Origin of the sequence: Escherichia sp. MOD1-EC4550 (assembly GCF_963876935.1) — a bacterium.
In the GTDB taxonomy this organism is placed as follows: Bacteria; Pseudomonadota; Gammaproteobacteria; order Enterobacterales; family Enterobacteriaceae; genus Escherichia; species Escherichia coli_F.
Genome location: NZ_CAWNSE010000001.1, coordinates 154776 through 174548, shown reverse-complemented (window position 1 = coordinate 174548; position 19773 = coordinate 154776). Strand labels below are relative to the sequence as shown.

Below are 19773 nucleotides of genomic sequence, written 5' to 3'. Positions count from 1 at the left end.
CTCCTTATCGGGTCATGTTGATGCCGGATGCTTTCTGCTCCAGCATACGTTTCGCCAAATCCACAATGACGGCTGCGGCTTCAACCGGCGGCGTGCCGCCCTGGTGAATGTTAGAGATACAGGTACGGTCGGCCTCAACGGTGGTTGCCATACGCGGCGAGTAAACGGCGTAGCAGGAGAGACTTTCTGACTGCCCCAACCCCGGACGTTCACCCACCAGCAGGATCACCACTTTCGCGCCAAGAAGTTCGCCAATCTGATCTTCAATCTTCACCCGACCATAACGAACAAAGAATGGCGTACCGACTTTCAGCCCGGCCTGTTTCAGGCCCGCCATCAGCGGCGGCAGGATCTCTTCGTAGTTGACGGTAATAGCGTCAGTAGACAGACCATCGGAAATAACCACCTGTACGTCCGGATTGGCAACACACTGCGCTTTCAGCGCTTCAACAGCCTCTGCACACAAGCGGCGGCCCATATCCGGGCGAGTCAGATAGAGATTTTTGTCGCTAATTTCAGAGCGGACCTCCAGCAAGCCCTGCGCTTTCACCCACTCTTCCGGCACTTCTTTCAGTACGGTGTCTTTCGAACGAGAGTGATCGGCCAGGAAACGCAACAGCGCCTGGGTACGCGGACGCGGACCGGCACGACCGGTACAGACGCGAGCCACGGTGCTGCGGCGCAGTTCTGTTAATACGTCTGCGCGATGCGGGTTTTCAACGCCAATCCACGCTTTTGCTTCTGCGGAACCTAAATCCAGCGCGCAGCTTTCCGAGGTCACCGGTGCTGCACAGGTGGTAGTGGCGCATTTTGCTTCTGACGGCGCGGGGGCCGCTTGTCCCATTGACGCCATCACGCTGCGTACAATTTCTTCAATCTGTTTTTGATCCATGATGTGTTATCTCCGCGTCATCAGAAGAACAGTGACGGATCGCCCGCCCGTTTGGTCAGGCGACCGTTTGCCATAATGCCCATGCTTTCCAGCCAGCGTTCAAACTCCGGTGACGGGCGCAGGTTGAGTAACTGACGCACAGTGGCGGTGTCGTGGAAGGCCGTAGTCTGGTAGTTGAGCATGATGTCATCACCCAGCGGCATCCCCATGATGTAGTTACAGCCTGCGGTGGCGAGCAGGATCATCAGGTTTTCGTTGAGGTTCTGGTCAGCGTCAGCGTGGTTGGTGTAGCAGCAGTCACAGCCCATAGAAATGCCGCTCAGTTTGCCCATAAAGTGATCTTCTAAGCCCGCACGGATAATCTGCCGGTCGTTGTAGAGATACTCTGGCCCAATAAAGCCCACTACGGTGTTGACGATAAACGGATCGTAATGACGTGCCAGCCCGTAGTTACGCGCTTCCATCGTTACCTGATCTGCACCGAAGTTAGCGCCCGCCGATAGCGCAGAACCCTGCCCGGTTTCGAAGTAGAGGCAGTTTTCCCCGGCGATACGGTTAAACTCTGCGCCCACTGCGCGTGCTTCATCGAGCATCGCCAGCTCCACGCCAAATTCTTTCAGCCCTTTTTCGCTGCCGCAGATGCTCTGGAAAATCAGCCCGCCCGGCGCGCCGCGACGGATCGCTTCAATCTGGGTAGTAACGTGCGCCAGCACGCAGCCCTGGGTCGGAATGTTGAATTTGTCGATCACGCCATAGATGGTATCCAGCACGCGGCTTAAGTTTTCCACGTCGTCAGTCACCGGGTTAACGCCGATCACCGCATCGCCCACCCCGAAAGAAAGCCCTTCGTAGATTTGCGCGGCGATACTTTGCACGTCGTCGCGGGTATCGTTTGGCTGCAAACGGGCGCTGAAGGTGCCCGGAATACCAATAGTTGTATTGGCCTTTTTGATTACCGGCATTTTCTTCGCGCCGTAGATCAGGTCCGCGTTAGAGCAAATCTTCGCTACCGCCGCGACCACTTCCGAGGTCAGCCCTTTGCGGGTAAAAGCAATGTCGTCAACGCTGGTTTCATCACTCAGCACATACTCACGCAGTTCGCTGATGCTCCAGTTTTTAATCTGGTTGTATGCCGTTTCGTTAACGTCGTCCTGAATCAACCGCGTAACGCAGTCATCTTCATAGGCAATCACCGGATTATTGCGGATGTCCGCTACGGTCATTTCCGACAACACCTGCTTTGCCGCCACGCGCTCCTGTGAGCTTGCCGCTGCAACGCCCGCCAGCACATCCCCCGAACGCAGTTCGTTGGCTTTAGCCAGCACCTCTTTTACATCCTTAAACTGATATACATTGCCGAACAATGTGGTCTTTAGTTTCATAAGTCGTTCCCTCAGGAAGGAAATGCGAGTGATTTCACCGTCACCGGCACAACCGATCCGCCAAAAAGAGGCGTACCAATGTCGATATAGTCCCCCGCGCGGACAATCACTTCGTCAATGACTGCCAACGGGAGTTGTTGTAGCTGTGGACGCAACAACATGCCCAGAGCTTTACCAAAGTCCTGCCCGGCCACCACCAGCAGGGGATGCGGATTCGGAAAACGCGCGACGAAATCGACCAGCGCGTTGATGACCGTCAGTACCGCGGCGTAACGCACAGGCAGCGAGGCGGGAAGCGCCAGCACGTACGCGTCAGTTTTGGGGCAAAGATCCAGTTGAATTAGCGCTTGTTGCCAGGCACTCACCAGATCCGTTTCATCAATTGGGATCGCCACCGGCAAATTGCGCAGCGGCAGTTGTACCCCCTCCAGCCAGATTGTGCTGCCAGAGAGCGAAAGGGTATGTGCGCCTGCGCCAATCACCGTGGCGCGCACGGTTTGCGCTGGAAACTGCACGTTCATCTCACGCAGACGAGGATGCTCATGCAGCGCCGTTGCCAGAAGCGGGCCAATATCGGCAAAACAGAACGGGTCAGCGGGCTGGTGGCGATAACATTCGCCCACGCCGCCAGAAAGCGTAATGATTTCGGGCGTAACACCTGCGGGCAGCAAACCGGTTTGCATCAATGCCTGCGCGAGCGGCGAGAGCGTTCCGTCAATCACTTCGACAATCAGTTCCGCCATCCGCCGGGTAACCTGCACCAGCTGCGCGCCGGTCAGTGAACAGGCGTCAGTGCCTGCACCGAAGCACTCATCCACAATCATCTGCCCCGGTATATGAGCGTAAACCACGCGTCCCTGGCTGTCGGTTTCCAGCAGGCGGCCGCCGACGTTAAGGCAGGCAGTGCCGCTGATTTTTCCGGCATCGAACAAAGCGTAGTTCGCGGTGCCACCGCCGATGTCGATATTCAGTACCCGACATAACCGTTGTTCAGAAAGGGTTTGCGCCCCGGCACCGTGACCGGCGATCACGGATTCGAGATGCGGCCCAGCGCTGGCAACGACAAAATCGCCCAGCGACTGAGAGAGCGTCATCACCGCCGGGCGAGCATTGCGGGTTTTCGCGCTTTCGCCGGTGATGATGATGGCACCGGAATCCACACTTTCCGGCGCAATGCCCGCAGCCTGATATTGCTCGAGGATTAAGGATTTCAGTTCCTCTTCTTTTAAACCGCCCTGTTTATCGACAGGGGTAAAGAACACCGGGCTTTGCCAGCTAATTTCGCGTTTGATGAATTCGTAGCGCGGCACCTGCGACACCGCCGCACGGTTAACCAGCTCCAGGTGGGAGAAGATCACCTGGGTGGTGGTAGTGCCGATATCGATACCGACGCTCAGTAGCTGGCGAGTGTTCACGATTGTGTCTCCGCTTCGGTTTTAGCCGCGGTCGCGTCTTCTTTTGGCACCAGCATCATCGCCACGCCAATCGCCGTAACGCCGCCGATCAACTTGCCGACAATCATCGGGAAGATCATGGCGTTCATGTTGGCAGCGGCGAAGCCTAAATGGTCACCCAGGGCGAAAGCAGCGGAAACGGCGAAGGCACAGTTGATCACTTTGCCGCGGGTATCCATCTGCTTCATCATGCCGAACATCGGGATATTGTTGGCAAGGGTTGCGACCATGCCAGCTGCCGCGATATTGTTCATATTCAGCACTTTACCGACGCTCATCAGCGGTTTTTCAAACCAGCGTGTCAGCAGCAGCACCATCGGATACGCCCCTAACAGCACGCAGGAGATAGAACCGATAACTTCAATGGCGCGCATCACTTCACCGGGTTTGTCGCCTGGAGCCATGAAGATCGGATCCAGACCGGGGATCAGTTCCCAACCGAGCAGGAATTTCACTACCGCAGCGGCAAGACCGAGGGTGATCAATGCAACGAGGAACTTGGCGAAGATCTGGAAGCCGTTGATCATTTTTTCCGGGATGAATTTCAGCCCCAGCGCCACCAGTACCGCGACGATAAGTACCGGGATCATGTTCATCAGGATCAGGGCAAAGGTGAATTCCACTGGCTGACCGTTGATCTGCACACCGGAATACATAGCCACCAGACCACCGGCAATACAGCCAATGGGAATGGTCACAATGCCCGCCAGCACGCCGAGCGCCAGATAACGACGGTCAGAAGGTTCGATAATGCCGAGCGCCACCGGAATGGAAAACACAATCGTTGGCCCCATCATCGATCCGAGAATCAACCCAGAGTATAGCCACGCTGCCACATCGCCGCCCGCCAGCTCTTTGGCGAGGAAGAAGCCGCCCATGTCGCACGCCAGCAGTGTTCCAGCGAACATTGACGGGTTTGCGCCGAGCATTTCGTAAACCGGGATAATCACCGGCCCAAGTACGTGGGCCAGTACTGGTGCCAGTGCGGTCATACCGACCATCGCCAGGCCCAGTGCGCCCATTGCCATAAAGCCTTCTTCGAACTGGCCGCCCGATCCTTCGATACTTTTACCAAACTTACCGAGGAAACGAGCAGAACCGCCGAACTGCGACAAGATCCTGTCTACGGCAGCTATCAGCATAAAGAACATCATGATGTACATGATGATTTCGTTAATTCCCATCGCCTTTACTCCCTGTTAGTTGTTATTTATTGGCGGATGCGGCGTGAACGCTTTATCCGCTCTACATGTGCAATCCTGTAGGCCGGATAAGACGCGACAGGCGTCGCATCCGGCACTTGCACCGCGCCATTGGCGGATGCGGCGTGAACACCTTATCCGCCCTACATGTGTAATCCCCAGGTCGGATAAGACGCGGCAAGCGTCGCATCCGGCACTTGCACCGCGCCATTGGCGGATGCGGCGTGAACGCCTTATCCGCCCTACATGTGCAATCCCGAAGGCCGGATAAGACGCGGCAAGCGTCGCATCCGGCATTTATTGCGCCGCCGCGTACAGGCCGACGATCTGCTCCAGGCTGGCAGTACGCGGGTTGCTACGCAGACAAATATCGTCCTGCGCAGCCTGCGCCCATGCACCGTAATGCGCAGATGTCGCGCCAACATCGCCCAGCCGTTTACCAATCCCGACTTCCGCAATCAGCTCACTTACCGCGTTAATAGCATCACGATCGTCGGATTTTTTAGTTCGCAGCGCCCGACCAATCTGACTAAACCGTTCGCGACAGACCATCCGGTTAAACTCCATCACCGTGGGCAGCAGCATGGCGTTCGCCAGTCCGTGCGGAATATGCAGCGCCGCCCCCGGCTGATGCGCCATCGCGTGGCACAACCCAAGCCCCGCACTGGAAAATGCCATTCCCGCCATGCATGATGCGAGCAACATACTCTCGCGCGCGGCAAGGTCATGACCGTAGCCCACTGCTTTCGGCAGTGATTTACCAATCATCGCAATTGCGCCAATCGCCAGGCTGTCTGTAAACGGTGTAGCGTTCAGCGCGCTGTACGCTTCAATAGCATGGGTTAACGCGTCGATACCGGTCATCGCCGTGACATGCGACGGCACGCCTTCGGTCAGCGCGGCGTCGAGAATCGCCACATCCGGCATCAGCGAGGCATGGGCTAACACCTGCTTGCGCCCGCTCACCGCGTCGATAATCACCGTTACGTTGGTGGTTTCAGAGCCGGTTCCGGCGGTAGTTGGAATGGCAATCAACGGCAGGCGCGGTTGCAGAACGCTGGTTTCTGACATTTCTGCCAGCGTGCTATCGGGATTCGTTACCAGCAACGCCACGGCTTTTGCCGCATCCAGCACCGAGCCACCGCCAAACGCGATCACCCCATCACAGCCTGATTCACGCAACTGCGCCACGGCTGCACACACGTCAGTGATGCACGGTTCGCCCACCGGACATGGCCAGAGCGTCATGGCGATACCTTTAACGGCCAGGCTACGCGTCAGCCCGGCGGTCATCCCAGCCTGATGCAAAAAGCTGTCTGCCATCACGAACAGATGTTTCAGCCCACGCGTTTGCGCTTGCTGTCCGCAACTGCTCACCGCGCCCGGACCGCAAAGCGTCACCGGTGGAACGCTAAATGTTTTTACCCGTTGCAGATTCAGGGTATCGAACGCCTGAAAGAGCGCGGTCTGCAATTCATTTTGCATATAGCCCCTCCGCTTTCTCTCGCCCGCTACTGGCGATCGCCAGTGGGGTCATAAACAAACTGTGCTGCGGTAAATACACCTGTAACGCCGGGAATTGTTTGCGAAACAGCTCCGCCACGCCCGGTTGCATACAGGAACCGCCCGCCAGCCATAAATCAGTAATGCCCTGCCCTTCAATATGTCGGGCAACAATGTCCGCCATTTTTTCGTACACCGGCTTCACCGCAGGCCAAATCTCGTCACCGTGACCGCGCTTGTACTGCTCTGCCTCTTCCAGCGAAATACGGCGATTTCCGGCGAGAGTCAGAGAAATGTGATGTCCGCCGGTCGCTTCATCCGCTGAATAAGTCACCTTGCCCTTTTTCACGATGGCAATTCCGGTAGTGCCGCCGCCAATATCCACTACACCGGCGTTGTCCAGTTGCAGTAGATCCGCGACTGCGGTTGGCTCATCCAGCACATGGCTCACTTCCAGCCCGGCAGACTCCAGCACGTTGATGGAAATACGCGGGTCCGTACCAGGAGGAAATGAGGTCGCCGCATGGCTAAAACGGCGACCAAATTGCTGCTCAAGGGTATCGAGATGGCGACGAACAATGGTGACAGCACCGAAGAAATCCCAGACGATGCCGTCGCGGACCACATCGGCCCAGTCGAGACATACCGCCACCGGCTGACCGTCGCCGTCGACAACCATCGACACCACATCGCAGGTGCCCAGATCTACCCCCAGCCACAGCGGAGATTCCGACGCGGCGGGCGTCTGGTTACACAGCGTTGCCGCCGTTTGCAGCCGCGGGGTAAGCCATTGTTCGTCGTGCGCCATCGGTTACTCCTTAAACAATGCGAAACGCATCGACTAATACACAGCGACGCAGACGGACAAACGTACGCGCGCTGGTTACCCCTTCACCGGTTGGCGTAGTGATGGTCATCGTGGTCCAGCCTTCCCCGCCCAGCCCCAGCCCGGCAATGCACGGTCCGTTCTTAACGAAAATACTGGTATCAATGGCGTTCGCCATTTGGTTCATGTTCTCGATATTGCGCGAGTGCATTGCCGCCGTGTGGTGGCAACCGCCTTCCAGTTTCACCGCCAGCGCAATGGCATCCGCCACGTTGGCGACGCGCACGACCGGCAGCACTGGCATCATCAGTTCGGTCACGGCAAACGGATGTTCTGCGGGGGTTTCTACAAACAGCAAGCGCGTTTCTTGCGGCACGTTCAGGCCGATTGCCGCCGCGATTTTCGCCGCATCGCGACCCACCCAGTCACGGCTGACGGTGCCTTTTCCGCGCTCATCGATATTTTTCAGCAACACCGGTTGTAACTGCTGTGCCTGTTCTGCAGTCAGTTTCACCGCATGCTGGCCTTCCATCAGACGCATTAGTTCATCGGCTACGCTATCAACAACAATCAGCACCTTTTCATCGGCACAAATGATGTTGTTATCGAAAGAAGCGCCTTTGACGATAGACTGAGCGGCACGGGCGAGGTCGGCGGTTTCATCCACCACCACCGGCGGGTTGCCAGCACCTGCGGCAATCAGACGTTTATTGGTGTGTTTGCGCGCCGCTTCCACCACCGCTTCGCCGCCGGTCACCACCAACAGACCGATGCCCGGAAACTTGAATAAGCGTTGCGCGGTTTCGATATCTGGATTTGCCACAGTAACCAGTAAGTTTTCCGGCCCGCCTGCGGCAACAATCGCCTGGTTGAGCAACGTAATAGCCCGTTGAGAGACTTTTTTCGCCGCCGGATGCGGGGCAAAAATAACGCTGTTGCCCGCGGCAATCAGGCTGATGGCGTTATTAATTACGGTTGCCGCCGGGTTAGTGGAAGGCGTCACCGAAGCCACCACGCCCCAGGGCGCGTTTTCAATTAAAGTCAGGCCGTTGTCACCGGTCAGCACCTGTGGAGAGAGGCACTCAACGCCTGGCGTACCGCGTGCCTGAGCGACGTTTTTGGCAAATTTATCTTCTACGCGGCCCATACCCGTTTCACTGACGGCAAGTTCCGCTAAATCTCTGGCGTGTTTTTCGCCTGCTTCACGAATAGCAGCAATGGCTAACTGGCGCATTGCCACGCTTTTTAACCCTTGCTGGGCAATTTTGGCCGCCGCAACGGCGTCATCCAGGGAAGCAAAAACGCCCATCTCATGAACGGCGGCGGGCGACGTGTCACTGCTTTGCATTTTCAGCAGTACCGCTTTCACCACCTGTTCAATATCCTGTTGATTCATGATGTTCTGCCTTATTTGTGGAAAATTACCTGACCGCCAGAGACCACCTCATCGACAATGCCAATTACGCACAGATCGACCGGTGACGTTTCGCTTTTATGCGCCTGGCGGGCGGAACTGCCACTCACCAGCAACACCCACTCCCCGGTTCCCGCACCAATATTGTCGATGGCGACAGCACATTGCCCGTCAGGATTACCTTGTGGATCAATCATTTCCACCATCAGCAATTTGTCATGCGCCAGTCCGTGATGGCGTACGGTACAAACAATTTGTCCTGTGACGACTGCCAGTTTCATACCCGCCTCCGTGGCATATTTCAGGTAAAAGCTCCCCCTACCTTCCGCGGAAGGTAAAATTAAACAGGAGAGAGCGTGACGCCCGGATCGACGTCACACAGGGTGATTACAGGTTGCTGCTATCGCCTTTCAGGCCGATCGGGAAGACCTCTTCCAGGTCGCCGTGCGGACGCGGGATAACGTGTACAGATACCAGCTCGCCGATACGCTGCGCCGCTGCGGCACCGGCATCGGTCGCCGCTTTACAGGCAGCAACATCACCACGAACCATGGCAGTACACAGGCCGCCGCCAATCTGCTTAACACCAACCAGCTTGACGCGCGCAGCTTTCACCATCGCATCAGAAGCCTCAATCAGTGCAACCAGGCCCCGGGTTTCGATCATTCCTAATGCTTCCATTGTATTTTCCTCTTTATAGGGGTCCAGAACGGGACCGTTCATTCAACCAGTGTGTGTAAACTGCTTTCGCGGTTCACTTTTGTCTGACGCGGCACAGCTGCCACCAGCGCCAGCTCGATAATTTCCTGCACGCTACAACCACGAGAGAGATCGTGCATCGGCGCGGCAAGTCCTTGTATCAATGGCCCGACGGCACGATATCCGCCGAGTCGTTGTGCGATTTTGTAGCCAATATTTCCGGCTTCCAGCGACGGAAAAACCATCACATTTGCCTTGCCTTGTAGCGGGCTGGCAGGCGCTTTTTGCGCCGCCACTTCCGGCACGAAGGCGGCGTCAAACTGCAACTCGCCATCGACGACCAGCTTTGGTGCGCGCTCACGGACGATTTCTGTCGCCTGCTGGACGTTGGCAACGCAGGGGTGACGGGCGCTGCCGTTACTGGAAAACGACAACATCGCCACGCGCGGCTCTTCTCCGGTGATGGCCTGCCAGGTTTCGGCGCTGGCAAGCGCGATATCTGCCAGCTGCGCCGCCGTCGGCTGTGGCACTACGCTGCAATCGGCAAAGCCCAATGCGGGGCCACTGTACTGTGGCAGCATCAGGAAAATGGAGGAGAGCGTTTTACAGCCTGGCTGTAAGCCAATAATGCGTAATCCGGCACGCAGCACATTTGCCGTGGAAGAGAGATTGCCCGCGATACAGACATCCGCTGTCCCGGCGCTGACCATTGCGGCAGCGAACATCAGCGGATCGGTGAGTTTTTCCAGCGCATCCGGCGGCGTTTTTTCGCCCGCACGGGCCAGCCAGCGGAGAGCAAATTCTTCCCGCATTGCGAGGTTGCCATGCGGATCTATCACCTGTAGCCCGTCCATCGCCACGCCGTGACTGAGCGCAAACTGACGAAGTTCAAACGGATTGGCGACCAGAATGGGCGTTGCCAGACCTTGTTGATGTAAATATTGCGCAGCTTTCAGCACACGTTGATCTAACGCATCCGGAAATACCACTGTGGCGGGCGCTCGCAACGCCAGTTCACGACAACGTTCAATAATCATTGCGTTTCCCCCAGTCGTTGTTGGATCTGCTTCACCGTTAGCGGCTGCTTCGCTACGCTCAGGATCATCATCACGTAAACCGTGCTGGAAAGGCGGTTCAGCGCCTGCAAGATGTCCGGGCGTAATACTTCAAAACTACGGGTAATAAACACCTGCGCCGCGACGGTTTCGGTTTCCCGCACTTTGGTGCGTAGCAGATTCAGCAACGCCGCATCGCGTCCGTGGCTGGCTTCCGGCACCAGATGATCGTGGTCGAGATAACGCAGTGGCTGGTGAGAAAGTCGATGCAGATCTTCGTCAGAAAACCCGACAATCGCCTGGCAGCCCAGCGGTTCGCCCAACACATCGGCACGCATAATGTTGCCAAGACGCGAACGGATATCCGCCAGCCACGGCTGCCACGGTTCTGTCAGTTCAATTTGCAGCCACACTACCAGCGCAATGGTGCTGTCGAGAACAGCGCGAAAACCCAGGCGCGGATCGCTTTTGGCGACCATTTTTTCCGCCGACAGGTGAGTCAGCGTGTCCGGCTTTTTCGCCACTGGCTGGTGACACAGTTCGCAGCACGCCTGCGGATGTTCATCACTACTGGTCAGCACGTGAACGGGCTGTAGCTGCTGCTGTTCATCGTCAACAAACAGGCGGCCCTGCTCGTCAATAAACTTGATGCGCAGATGGCGGCTTTCCAGTAACTCCCGGGCAGAGGGCGTCAGGCGACTGTCCGCAGGGAGATGGATCTCTGCGCCTTCGCTGAGCGTATGGTTCGCTCTTAGCCATGCTTCGGTGATGAAATCTTTCATAGGGATTGCCAGTTAGCCGGCCAGGCGACATACAGGAATTTCACGCTGGATGTCGTACCAAATTCGATGCTGGAACCTTTCGGGATAAACATCACGTCGCCTGCTTTAGCGATCATGGTTTCGCCTTCATGGCGAACATGAAGCTCCCCTTCCAGTACCATGTCGATTTCGTCGTAGTTCAGGGTCCACGGGAAGAAGGCGTTCTCCCACTGCATAAAACCGGCGGCCATGCTGCTGCCGTCGTCTCCGGTCACGAGATCAGTCAAGCCTACGCAGTGCGGTTCCGCGCCATCGAAACGACCAAACTTCACGCTGCTGCCATCAATAACTTTGATGCCGCCTTTGCCGGTCACCGATTTAAAACTCGGCTGCATTGCCCCCTGCTCCAGCGACTGTTTTTCCTTCATCACTTTTTCCATCAGCTGCGCGACCAGGCTTTCGGTAAACTGGCCTTCCGGCAGCTGGGCGATGATGGTTTCGCGGATACGCTGGCTTTCAGTTTTATCGGCAGGCACGCTGACGGGAACAGATGCCGCTACTGGCGTCGATTCAGTGCATTCGGTGATGGTAACCCCCAGCAAGTCCGCCACTTCACGGGCTTCCGGGGTAATAATGCTGGCGCGCAGAACCACGGACATTGCCTGTTCGCCGCGCGCATGTGCTTCACGAATATCATTCGCTGTGATGAGTTTTTTCACCTGCTTCCTCCTGTTCGGTGAGAGATGCCAGATAATCCACCAGTTGCTGCACGCTTTGCGGGTCGTGGCTGTTTAGCTCGAAAATCGGCTCTTCAAAACCAGTTTCAAGCAATAACTTTCGCGTTGCTGCGACGTCAGCATCCGGCATGTCCGTTTTACTGATGACGGCGATTTGCCGTTTGCTGGCACCAATATCCAGCAACCCGGCAGGCAATCGGCTTTCCGGGTCATTCGCGCCGTGGACATAAATCAGCATGTCCACATCCTGTAGCGTGGTAATTAAGGCGTGATACCAGCGGGGATGGCTAAAATATTCACCCGGCGTATCAATATCACCCTTATCATTAAATTCCACAGCCTGTGTTTTTCTTGCGAGGGTATAATTCCCCTGTAACGCATTAAATAACGTTGTTTTTCCTGCCCCGACGGCACCCACAAACGCAATTCGTTTCATGAATGCCTCGTATTAACTTTTGGTCATTTCACACAGCGTATAATTTAATAAGCGTCCTAAACCGCTGACGGTTTGTGATAACGCTTCTTCTACTGCGCCCACCGAGCCATAAATCACTAGTGCGCCGCTAAAACGGTCGAGGAAACCGATATGCACATCGGCAGCTTTCAGCGCTAAATCACCGGCGATCATCGCCGTTTCGCCGGGAGTTAGCGTCATAATGCCGATTGCGCCCGCATCCGGAACGCCGATTTTCTTCGCCAGTTCTTCGCCGGGATGCGCAATGAGATGCGCCAGTGTGACCTGTTTGCCGGGCACAAATTCCTGAATGATGCGTTCTTTATCCATGAGTCGCCGCCTGTGAAAAACTTGCATGTATCGTGACAATTTTTCGTCAGAGTAAATAACAAAATTCGGCAAGCGCGTTTAAAAGGTGAGGTAGATCACTAAGAATGGAGAGATATTTACTGTGATGCATAAACTTTCATATGCAACGCATGAATATAAATAAAATAATATCGAGATAGTTTATATGCTGCTTTTTTATTACTCGAAAACTTAGTAATAAGCTTTACTAATATATTACAGTAAAACCGCTTACCCTGAATATTCAGGGTAAGCGTGAGAGTTAAGAATGAATTACAGCGGTTGGGTTTGCGCTTCAACCACGGCCAGCGCCACCATGTTGACGATACGACGTACGGATGCGATTGGTGTTAACACGTGAACCGGTTTCGCCACACCCATCAGCACCGGACCGACAGTCACACCTTCCGAGCTGGAAACGCGCAGTAAGTTGTAACTAATACGGGCAGCTTCCATGTTCGGCATCACCAGAATATTGGCGGAACCTTTCAAAGGGCTGTCCGGCATACGATCGCTGCGAATCGCTTCCACCAGCGCTGCATCGCCGTGCATTTCACCATCAATCATCAGTTCTGGCGCACGCTCTCTGACCAGTTCCAGCGCTTGACGCATTTTGCTCGACGACGGGCAGTCAGAAGAACCAAAGTTGGAGTGCGACAACAGAGCCACACGCGGCTCAATACCAAAACGACGAACAGTTTCTGCCGCCATCAAGGTGATCTCCGCCAGCTCTTCTGCGTCTGGCTCGTCATTGACGTAGGTATCGGCAATAAAAGTGTTACCACTCGGCAATAGCAGCGCGTTCATTGCACCTGCGGTGTGAACGCCATCGCGATAACCAAAGACATTTTTCACCACGCTGAAGTGTTCATGATAATCACCCACCGTACCGCAAATCATTGCATCGGCTTCGCCACGCTGAACCATGATCGCGCCGATCACTGTCGGGTTACTGATCAGTGCCCGCTGTGCCTGCTCCTGAGTTACACCACGGCGCTTCATGATCTGGAAGTATTCGGTCCAGTATTCTTTAAAGCGCGGATCGGATTCGTTATTGACGATCTCAAAATCAACGCCCGCTTTGATCTGCAAGCCCAGTTTTTGAATGCGCATTTCGATCACGTTCGGACGACCGATAAGGATCGGTTTCGCCAGTCCCAGAGTCACCAGTTCCTGAGTAGCATGCAGAACGCGAGCCTCTTCCCCTTCCGGCAAAACAACGCGCTTCGGCGCTTTGCGGGCCTGGGAGAAAATCGGCTTCATAAACAGGTTGGTTTTGTAAACGAACTCAGTCAGCTTGTCGATGTAGACGTCGAAATCAGCAATCGGACGCGTCGCCACACCCGACTCCATCGCCGCTTTAGCGACCGCAGGAGCGATCTTAACGATCAAACGCGGATCAAACGGTTTTGGAATGATGTATTCCGGACCGAAGCTCAGATCTTGATCGCCATACGCCGAAGCAACGACTTCGCTCTGTTCCGCATGGGCCAGTTCTGCAATCGCGCGTACCGCCGCCAGTTTCATTTCCTCGTTGATGGCTGTTGCACCAACGTCCAACGCGCCACGGAAGATGAATGGGAAGCAAAGCACGTTATTAACCTGGTTCGGGTAGTCGGAACGGCCGGTACAGATGATGGCATCCGGACGCACTTCTTTCGCCAGCGGCGGCAGAATTTCTGGTTCCGGGTTCGCAAGCGCCAGGATCATCGGCGCACGAGCCATTTTCTTAACCATTTCCTGGGCCAGCACTTTCGGGCCGGAACAGCCCAGGAAAATATCCGCGCCTTCAATTACATCATCGAGGGTACGTTTGCCGTCATCTACCACCGCATATGCGGCTTTGGTTTCCGCCATATTTGGCTCACGGCCCTGATAGATAACGCCTTTTGAATCACAAACCACGATGTTATGTTTTTGCAGCCCCAGCGCCACCAGCAGGTTCATACAGGCAATTGCTGCTGCACCCGCGCCGGAAACCACCATCCGCACGTCGGAGATGTTTTTCTCCACCACGCGCAATCCGTTGAGGATGGCTGCAGTGCTGATAATTGCCGTGCCGTGCTGATCGTCGTGGAATACTGGAATATTCATCCGCTCGCGCAGTTTCTGTTCAATATAGAAACATTCTGGCGCTTTAATGTCTTCGAGGTTGATGCCGCCGAAGGTCGGTTCGAGCGCAGCGACGACTTCAATAAATTTGTCCGGGTCAAGTTCATCAACTTCAATGTCAAATACATCAATCCCGGCGAATTTCTTAAACAGAACGCCCTTGCCTTCCATCACCGGTTTGCCTGCCAGCGCGCCAATGTTGCCTAACCCCAGCACCGCCGTACCGTTAGAGATCACCGCCACCAGGTTACCACGAGCGGTATATTTGTAGGCTTTTAACGGGTCTTTTTCGATTTCAAGACAAGGTGCGGCAACGCCTGGTGAGTAGGCCAGCGCCAGATCGCGCTGCGTTGCCAGAGGCTTGGTTGGAGAAACCTGGATTTTCCCTGGAACTGGAAATTCATGGAAATCAAGTGCACTTTGTTTTAACTGGTCATCCATTTGGTTGTTCCTTTCACGTAACGTTCACAAATAAAGTGTGTGAGCAACAGCCTTGCCCACAACGTGGCGCACATTATTACCTTGCCGGAGCCTACAGACTTTGAGCAAGTCCAAACTCTCACCATTAACATAATGTTTTGGTAATAATCCTATAACACTGATGTTACCTGCTTAATCCAGCAATACCATGCCTGTCTGCTATGCTTTTTTGATGCGTTTAGCGAAATTTCTCAGAAGTGTGAATTAACGCACTCATCTAACACTTTACTTTTCAAGGAGTATTTCCTATGAACGAGTTAGACGGCATCAAACAGTTCACCACTGTCGTGGCAGACAGTGGTGATATTGAGTCCATTCGCCATTATCATCCCCAGGATGCCACCACCAATCCTTCGCTGTTACTCAAGGCTGCCGGATTATCACAATATGAGCATTTAATAGACGATGCTATCGCCTGGGGTAAAAAAAATGGCAAGACCCAGGAACAACAGGTGGTCGCTGCATGTGACAAACTGGCGGTCAATTTCGGCACTGAAATTCTCAAAATCGTACCCGGTCGCGTGTCAACAGAAGTTGATGCACGCCTCTCTTTTGATAAAGAAAAAAGTATTGAGAAGGCGCGCCATTTGGTGGACTTGTATCAGCAACAAGGCGTTGAGAAATCACGTATTCTGATCAAGCTGGCTTCAACCTGGGAAGGAATTCGCGCGGCAGAAGAACTGGAAAAAGAAGGTATTAACTGCAACCTGACGCTACTGTTTTCTTTTGCTCAGGCGCGGGCCTGTGCAGAAGCAGGCGTTTTTCTGATTTCGCCGTTTGTCGGGCGTATTTATGACTGGTATCAGGCGCGTAAGCCGATGGACCCGTATGTGGTGGAAGAAGATCCGGGCGTTAAGTCAGTGCGCAATATCTACGACTACTATAAGCAACACCACTACGAAACCATTGTAATGGGCGCGAGCTTCCGTCGCACCGAACAAATCCTCGCCTTAACCGGCTGCGATCGACTGACTATTGCGCCGAATTTGCTGAAGGAGTTGCAGGAAAAAGTTTCTCCAGTAGTGCGTAAATTAATCCCGCCTTCTCAGACGTTCCCACGCCCAGCCCCGATGAGCGAAGCGGAGTTCCGTTGGGAGCACAATCAGGATGCAATGGCAGTAGAAAAACTCTCTGAAGGCATCCGCCTGTTCGCCGTTGATCAACGCAAACTGGAAGATCTTCTTGCCGTCAAACTATAAACCAGCCACGGAGTGTTTTATGTCCCGAAAAGACCTTGCCAATGCGATTCGCGTACTCAGTATGGATGCGGTGCAAAAAGCCAATTCCGGTCATCCCGGCGCGCCGATGGGCATGGCAGATATTGCCGAAGTGCTGTGGAACGATTTTCTTAAACATAACCCCAGCGATCCAACCTGGTATGATCGCGATCGCTTTATTCTCTCCAACGGTCACGCATCGATGCTGCTCTACAGTTTGCTTCATCTGACCGGTTACGACCTGCCGCTGGAAGAGCTGAAGAACTTCCGTCAGTTGCATTCGAAAACCCCAGGCCACCCGGAGATTGGCTATACACCAGGTGTTGAAACCACCACCGGTCCACTTGGACAAGGTTTGGCTAACGCCGTCGGGCTGGCGATAGCAGAGCGTACACTGGCGGCGCAGTTTAACCAGCCGGATCATGAGATCGTCGATCACTTCACCTATGTGTTTATGGGCGACGGCTGTCTGATGGAAGGTATCTCTCACGAAGTCTGTTCGCTGGCGGGCACACTGGGGCTGGGCAAACTGATTGGTTTTTACGATCACAACGGTATTTCGATTGATGGAGAAACCGAAGGCTGGTTTACCGACGATACGGCAAAACGTTTTGAAGCCTATCACTGGCATGTGATCCATGAAATCGACGGCCACGATCCGCAGGCGGTGAAGGAAGCGATTCTTGAAGCGCAAAGCGTAAAAGATAAGCCATCGCTGATTATCTGCCGTACGGTGATTGGCTTTGGTTCACCGAATAAAGCAGGTAAAGAAGAGGCGCACGGCGCACCGCTGGGTGAAGAAGAGGTGGCGCTGGCTCGACAGAAACTGGGCTGGCACCATCCGCCATTTGAGATCCCCAAAGAGATTTATCACGCCTGGGATGCCCGCGAAAAAGGCGAAAAAGCGCAGCAGAGATGGAATGAGAAGTTTGCCGCGTATAAAAAGGCTCATCCGCAACTGGCAGAAGAGTTTACTCGCCGGATGAGCGGTGGTTTACCGAAAGACTGGGAGAAAACGACGCAGAAATATATCAATGAGTTGCAGGCGAATCCTGCGAAGATCGCTACCCGTAAGGCTTCGCAAAATACGCTTAACGCTTACGGGCCAATGCTGCCTGAACTGCTTGGCGGTTCGGCGGATCTGGCTCCCAGTAACCTCACCATCTGGAAAGGTTCTGTATCGCTGAAGGAAGATCCGGCGGGCAACTATATTCACTACGGGGTGCGTGAATTTGGTATGACCGCTATCGCCAATGGCATTGCGCACCACGGCGGCTTCGTGCCGTATACCGCGACGTTCCTGATGTTTGTTGAATACGCTCGTAACGCCGCGCGGATGGCGGCACTGATGAAAGCGCGGCAGATTATGGTTTATACCCACGACTCAATTGGCTTAGGGGAAGATGGTCCGACCCACCAGGCCGTTGAGCAACTGGCCAGTCTGCGCTTGACGCCGAATTTTAGCACCTGGCGACCGTGTGATCAGGTGGAAGCTGCGGTGGGCTGGAAGCTGGCGGTCGAGCGTCACAACGGGCCGACGGCGCTTATCCTCTCAAGGCAGAATCTGGCCCAGGTGGAACGTACGCCAGATCAGGTAAAAGAGATTGCCCGCGGTGGTTATGTGTTGAAAGACAGCGGCGGCAAGCCGGATATTATTTTGATTGCCACTGGTTCAGAGATGGAAATCACCCTGCAAGCGGCAGAGAAATTAGCGGGAGAAGGTCGCAATGTACGCGTTGTTTCCCTGCCCTCGACCGAAATTTTCGACGCCCAGGATGAGGAATATCGTGAGTCGGTGTTGCCTTCTAACGTTGCGGCTCGCGTGGCGGTGGAAGCAGGCATCGCCGATTACTGGTACAAATATGTTGGTCTGAAAGGGGCAATTGTCGGGATGACGGGTTATGGGGAATCTGCTCCTGCGGATAAGCTGTTCCCGTTCTTTGGCTTTACCGCCGAGAATATTGTGGCAAAAGCGCATAAGGTACTGGGAGTGAAAGGTGCCTGATGCTGATCGCCGGATGCTGATTGCCGGATGCTGATTGCCGGATGCGACGCTGACGCGTCTTATCCGGCCTGGCGCATCTTATCAGGCTGGCATGTCCCCGCTATTATGTTTAACGGGTGATCCACAACGTGGGCCAGGCGTCTGGTCCATGCCAGTTATCGCAGGTGGGTTCTGCAGCGTAACGCACCAGGCGAAAACGCTGACCGTCAAAGCGCCAGCGCGCCTGAATGCCACAATCGCTTAATCCGCGCCCTTTCGCTAAGGTCACCAGTTCACGCGATTTTTCATCGAATGTTGCGTTCATCAGTTCCAGTTCATTGGTCTCCTGACCGTTGTTGAACGGTAAACGCAACCGTACTGGGCGCGAGGCCAGTGGCTTTTTACGCGACACAATCCACGCAAGATCAATGGTGTTATACGCGCCTGCTTCACAGCTAATCATCATCAACGCTTTATCGTCGGTCAGCGCAGTCACATTCACTTCACGACGCAACGGATCAAGCGAACAGCGCAGACCATTCATCCGCCAGTTACCGTAATCCAGCAAATCGTTACGTTCTTCACGAGAAAGCGGGGTCGGCGTCGGGTTCACTACGGCGACCTCTTTTAGCGCAGGCGCTGGCGGTACGCTGAGCGGCGGTTCGTCCCCTTTCTTGATCCACGCGGTTTCACTGCCGAGGCGCTTTTGCTGGGCATCAATAAACAACAATGCTGCTTTTAAGCCACTCAGTGAAATGGTCTGATCGCCGTCGCGTAAGGTGATCGCTTTCCCTTCCTGAATCATCTGCAAAAACGCGGTGATGGTTGTCGTATCATCGGTTACTAATAACCATGGTGAAATCCGCCACGTGTTACCACTCAACGCCAACGGCTCGCCATCTAACAGCAGCCGTGGCGCTATCTCCCCTTCCGACGCATCCGGCGACTTCAACCCGCCGCGCTCAATACGTAAAACGGCATCGGTATGCGCCCCGGCGCTGCGGCTCAGGGTCATGACCAGTCCATTATGATCGCCCGTATTGCGCGCTACACAGAAATTTTGATTATTACAGGTGACCTGCCAGTCGGAAAATGCCCGTTGCGCTGGTGCCGCCCACACCAAAGACGTCGGCAATAAAGCGAAAAAAAAGAGAAGAAAAATGCGATAGCGCATGGACGGTACGACCCCAGAAGTTCAAACAAACAGCACAAGTCGTATCTTCGTTGCGCAGGTAGCGCGGCTCAATCGGATT

The 19773-nt window shown here is 54.7% G+C and carries 18 protein-coding genes; 2 read left to right on the top strand and 16 right to left on the bottom strand.

The window, feature by feature from the left end:
- Positions 1–4: 4 nt before the first annotated feature.
- The 15 genes from eutC to maeB all read right to left on the bottom strand — a co-directional run bounded on the left by eutC (position 5) and on the right by maeB (position 15280).
- A complete protein-coding gene (gene eutC, locus AACU19_RS00755) occupies positions 5–892 on the bottom strand; it encodes an ethanolamine ammonia-lyase subunit beta (RefSeq protein WP_000372324.1) in 888 nt (295 codons plus the stop codon).
- Between the two features lie 20 nt (positions 893–912).
- Complete coding sequence (gene eutB / locus AACU19_RS00750) at positions 913–2274, bottom strand: ethanolamine ammonia-lyase subunit alpha (protein WP_000769961.1); 1362 nt, start codon at positions 2272–2274, stop codon at positions 913–915.
- 11 nt (positions 2275–2285) lie between these two features.
- On the bottom strand, positions 2286–3689 hold the full coding sequence (gene eutA / locus AACU19_RS00745) for an ethanolamine ammonia-lyase reactivating factor EutA (protein ID WP_001097507.1): 1404 nt from the start codon (positions 3687–3689) through the stop codon (positions 2286–2288).
- Entirely contained in the window at positions 3686–4912 is a 1227-nt protein-coding gene (gene eutH / locus AACU19_RS00740; protein ID WP_105277944.1) for an ethanolamine utilization protein EutH, read from the bottom strand. Before eutH ends, eutA begins: the two co-directional genes overlap by 4 nt.
- 315 nt (positions 4913–5227) lie before the next feature.
- Positions 5228–6415 (bottom strand): ethanolamine utilization ethanol dehydrogenase EutG, encoded by a 1188-nt coding sequence (gene eutG / locus AACU19_RS00735; protein WP_001178775.1) that lies wholly within the window; start codon positions 6413–6415, stop codon positions 5228–5230.
- Positions 6405–7241, bottom strand: coding sequence for an ethanolamine utilization protein EutJ (gene eutJ, locus AACU19_RS00730; protein ID WP_105277943.1), 837 nt, complete (start codon positions 7239–7241; stop codon positions 6405–6407). The genes eutG and eutJ overlap by 11 nt, the downstream gene beginning before the upstream one ends.
- Positions 7242–7251: 10 nt before the next feature.
- Positions 7252–8655 carry an aldehyde dehydrogenase family protein gene (locus AACU19_RS00725; RefSeq protein ID WP_001075727.1) on the bottom strand — a complete coding sequence of 468 codons (1404 nt, stop codon included), beginning with the start codon at positions 8653–8655 and terminating at the stop codon, positions 7252–7254.
- Between the two features lie 11 nt (positions 8656–8666).
- Positions 8667–8954, bottom strand: coding sequence for an ethanolamine utilization microcompartment protein EutN (gene eutN, locus AACU19_RS00720; protein WP_000762196.1), 288 nt, complete (start codon positions 8952–8954; stop codon positions 8667–8669).
- A gap of 106 nt (positions 8955–9060) precedes the next feature.
- On the bottom strand, positions 9061–9354 hold the full coding sequence (eutM, locus tag AACU19_RS00715) for an ethanolamine utilization microcompartment protein EutM (protein WP_000387713.1): 294 nt from the start codon (positions 9352–9354) through the stop codon (positions 9061–9063).
- A gap of 38 nt (positions 9355–9392) precedes the next feature.
- Positions 9393–10409: a phosphate acetyltransferase gene (gene pta, locus AACU19_RS00710; RefSeq protein ID WP_105277942.1), complete on the bottom strand. Its 1017-nt coding sequence runs from the start codon at positions 10407–10409 to the stop codon at positions 9393–9395.
- Positions 10406–11209 (bottom strand): ethanolamine utilization cob(I)yrinic acid a,c-diamide adenosyltransferase EutT, encoded by an 804-nt coding sequence (eutT, locus tag AACU19_RS00705; protein ID WP_105277941.1) that lies wholly within the window; start codon positions 11207–11209, stop codon positions 10406–10408. The genes pta and eutT overlap by 4 nt, the downstream gene beginning before the upstream one ends.
- A complete protein-coding gene (gene eutQ / locus AACU19_RS00700; RefSeq protein WP_105277940.1) occupies positions 11206–11907 on the bottom strand; it encodes an ethanolamine utilization acetate kinase EutQ in 702 nt (233 codons plus the stop codon). The genes eutT and eutQ overlap by 4 nt, the downstream gene beginning before the upstream one ends.
- Positions 11882–12361 (bottom strand): ethanolamine utilization acetate kinase EutP, encoded by a 480-nt coding sequence (eutP, locus tag AACU19_RS00695; protein WP_074500911.1) that lies wholly within the window; start codon positions 12359–12361, stop codon positions 11882–11884. Before eutP ends, eutQ begins: the two co-directional genes overlap by 26 nt.
- Before the next feature lie 12 nt (positions 12362–12373).
- Positions 12374–12709 carry an ethanolamine utilization microcompartment protein EutS gene (gene eutS, locus AACU19_RS00690; RefSeq protein WP_000356956.1) on the bottom strand — a complete coding sequence of 112 codons (336 nt, stop codon included), beginning with the start codon at positions 12707–12709 and terminating at the stop codon, positions 12374–12376.
- A gap of 291 nt (positions 12710–13000) precedes the next feature.
- On the bottom strand, positions 13001–15280 hold the full coding sequence (gene maeB, locus AACU19_RS00685) for an NADP-dependent oxaloacetate-decarboxylating malate dehydrogenase (protein WP_105277939.1): 2280 nt from the start codon (positions 15278–15280) through the stop codon (positions 13001–13003).
- Between the two features lie 287 nt (positions 15281–15567).
- On the opposite strand from maeB, the gene tal reads away from it, so the two are divergent.
- Positions 15568–16518 carry a transaldolase gene (tal, locus tag AACU19_RS00680; RefSeq protein WP_001003725.1) on the top strand — a complete coding sequence of 317 codons (951 nt, stop codon included), beginning with the start codon at positions 15568–15570 and terminating at the stop codon, positions 16516–16518.
- Positions 16519–16537: 19 nt separating this feature from the next.
- Positions 16538–18541 carry a transketolase gene (gene tkt, locus AACU19_RS00675; protein WP_105277938.1) on the top strand — a complete coding sequence of 668 codons (2004 nt, stop codon included), beginning with the start codon at positions 16538–16540 and terminating at the stop codon, positions 18539–18541.
- Positions 18542–18650: 109 nt separating this feature from the next.
- On the opposite strand, the gene AACU19_RS00670 is transcribed toward tkt, so the two are convergent.
- Complete coding sequence (locus AACU19_RS00670) at positions 18651–19694, bottom strand: DUF1176 domain-containing protein (protein WP_105277937.1); 1044 nt, start codon at positions 19692–19694, stop codon at positions 18651–18653.
- Positions 19695–19773 lie beyond the last annotated feature (79 nt).

Bases quoted from the DNA above. Each gene is read 5' to 3' on its own strand.
- eutC (WP_000372324.1), bottom strand. From the start codon at position 892: ATGGATCAAAAACAGATTGAAGAAATTGTACGCAGCGTGATGGCGTCA.
- eutB (WP_000769961.1), bottom strand. From the start codon at position 2,274: ATGAAACTAAAGACCACATTGTTCGGCAATGTATATCAGTTTAAGGAT.
- eutH (WP_105277944.1), bottom strand. From the start codon at position 4,912: ATGGGAATTAACGAAATCATCATGTACATCATGATGTTCTTTATGCTG.
- eutG (WP_001178775.1), bottom strand. From the start codon at position 6,415: ATGCAAAATGAATTGCAGACCGCGCTCTTTCAGGCGTTCGATACCCTG.
- eutJ (WP_105277943.1), bottom strand. From the start codon at position 7,241: ATGGCGCACGACGAACAATGGCTTACCCCGCGGCTGCAAACGGCGGCA.
- AACU19_RS00725 (WP_001075727.1), bottom strand. From the start codon at position 8,655: ATGAATCAACAGGATATTGAACAGGTGGTGAAAGCGGTACTGCTGAAA.
- eutN (WP_000762196.1), bottom strand. From the start codon at position 8,954: ATGAAACTGGCAGTCGTCACAGGACAAATTGTTTGTACCGTACGCCAT.
- eutM (WP_000387713.1), bottom strand. From the start codon at position 9,354: ATGGAAGCATTAGGAATGATCGAAACCCGGGGCCTGGTTGCACTGATT.
- pta (WP_105277942.1), bottom strand. From the start codon at position 10,409: ATGATTATTGAACGTTGTCGTGAACTGGCGTTGCGAGCGCCCGCCACA.
- eutT (WP_105277941.1), bottom strand. From the start codon at position 11,209: ATGAAAGATTTCATCACCGAAGCATGGCTAAGAGCGAACCATACGCTC.
- eutP (WP_074500911.1), bottom strand. From the start codon at position 12,361: ATGAAACGAATTGCGTTTGTGGGTGCCGTCGGGGCAGGAAAAACAACG.
- eutS (WP_000356956.1), bottom strand. From the start codon at position 12,709: ATGGATAAAGAACGCATCATTCAGGAATTTGTGCCCGGCAAACAGGTC.
- maeB (WP_105277939.1), bottom strand. From the start codon at position 15,280: ATGGATGACCAGTTAAAACAAAGTGCACTTGATTTCCATGAATTTCCA.
- tal (WP_001003725.1), top strand. From the start codon at position 15,568: ATGAACGAGTTAGACGGCATCAAACAGTTCACCACTGTCGTGGCAGAC.
- tkt (WP_105277938.1), top strand. From the start codon at position 16,538: ATGTCCCGAAAAGACCTTGCCAATGCGATTCGCGTACTCAGTATGGAT.
- AACU19_RS00670 (WP_105277937.1), bottom strand. From the start codon at position 19,694: ATGCGCTATCGCATTTTTCTTCTCTTTTTTTTCGCTTTATTGCCGACG.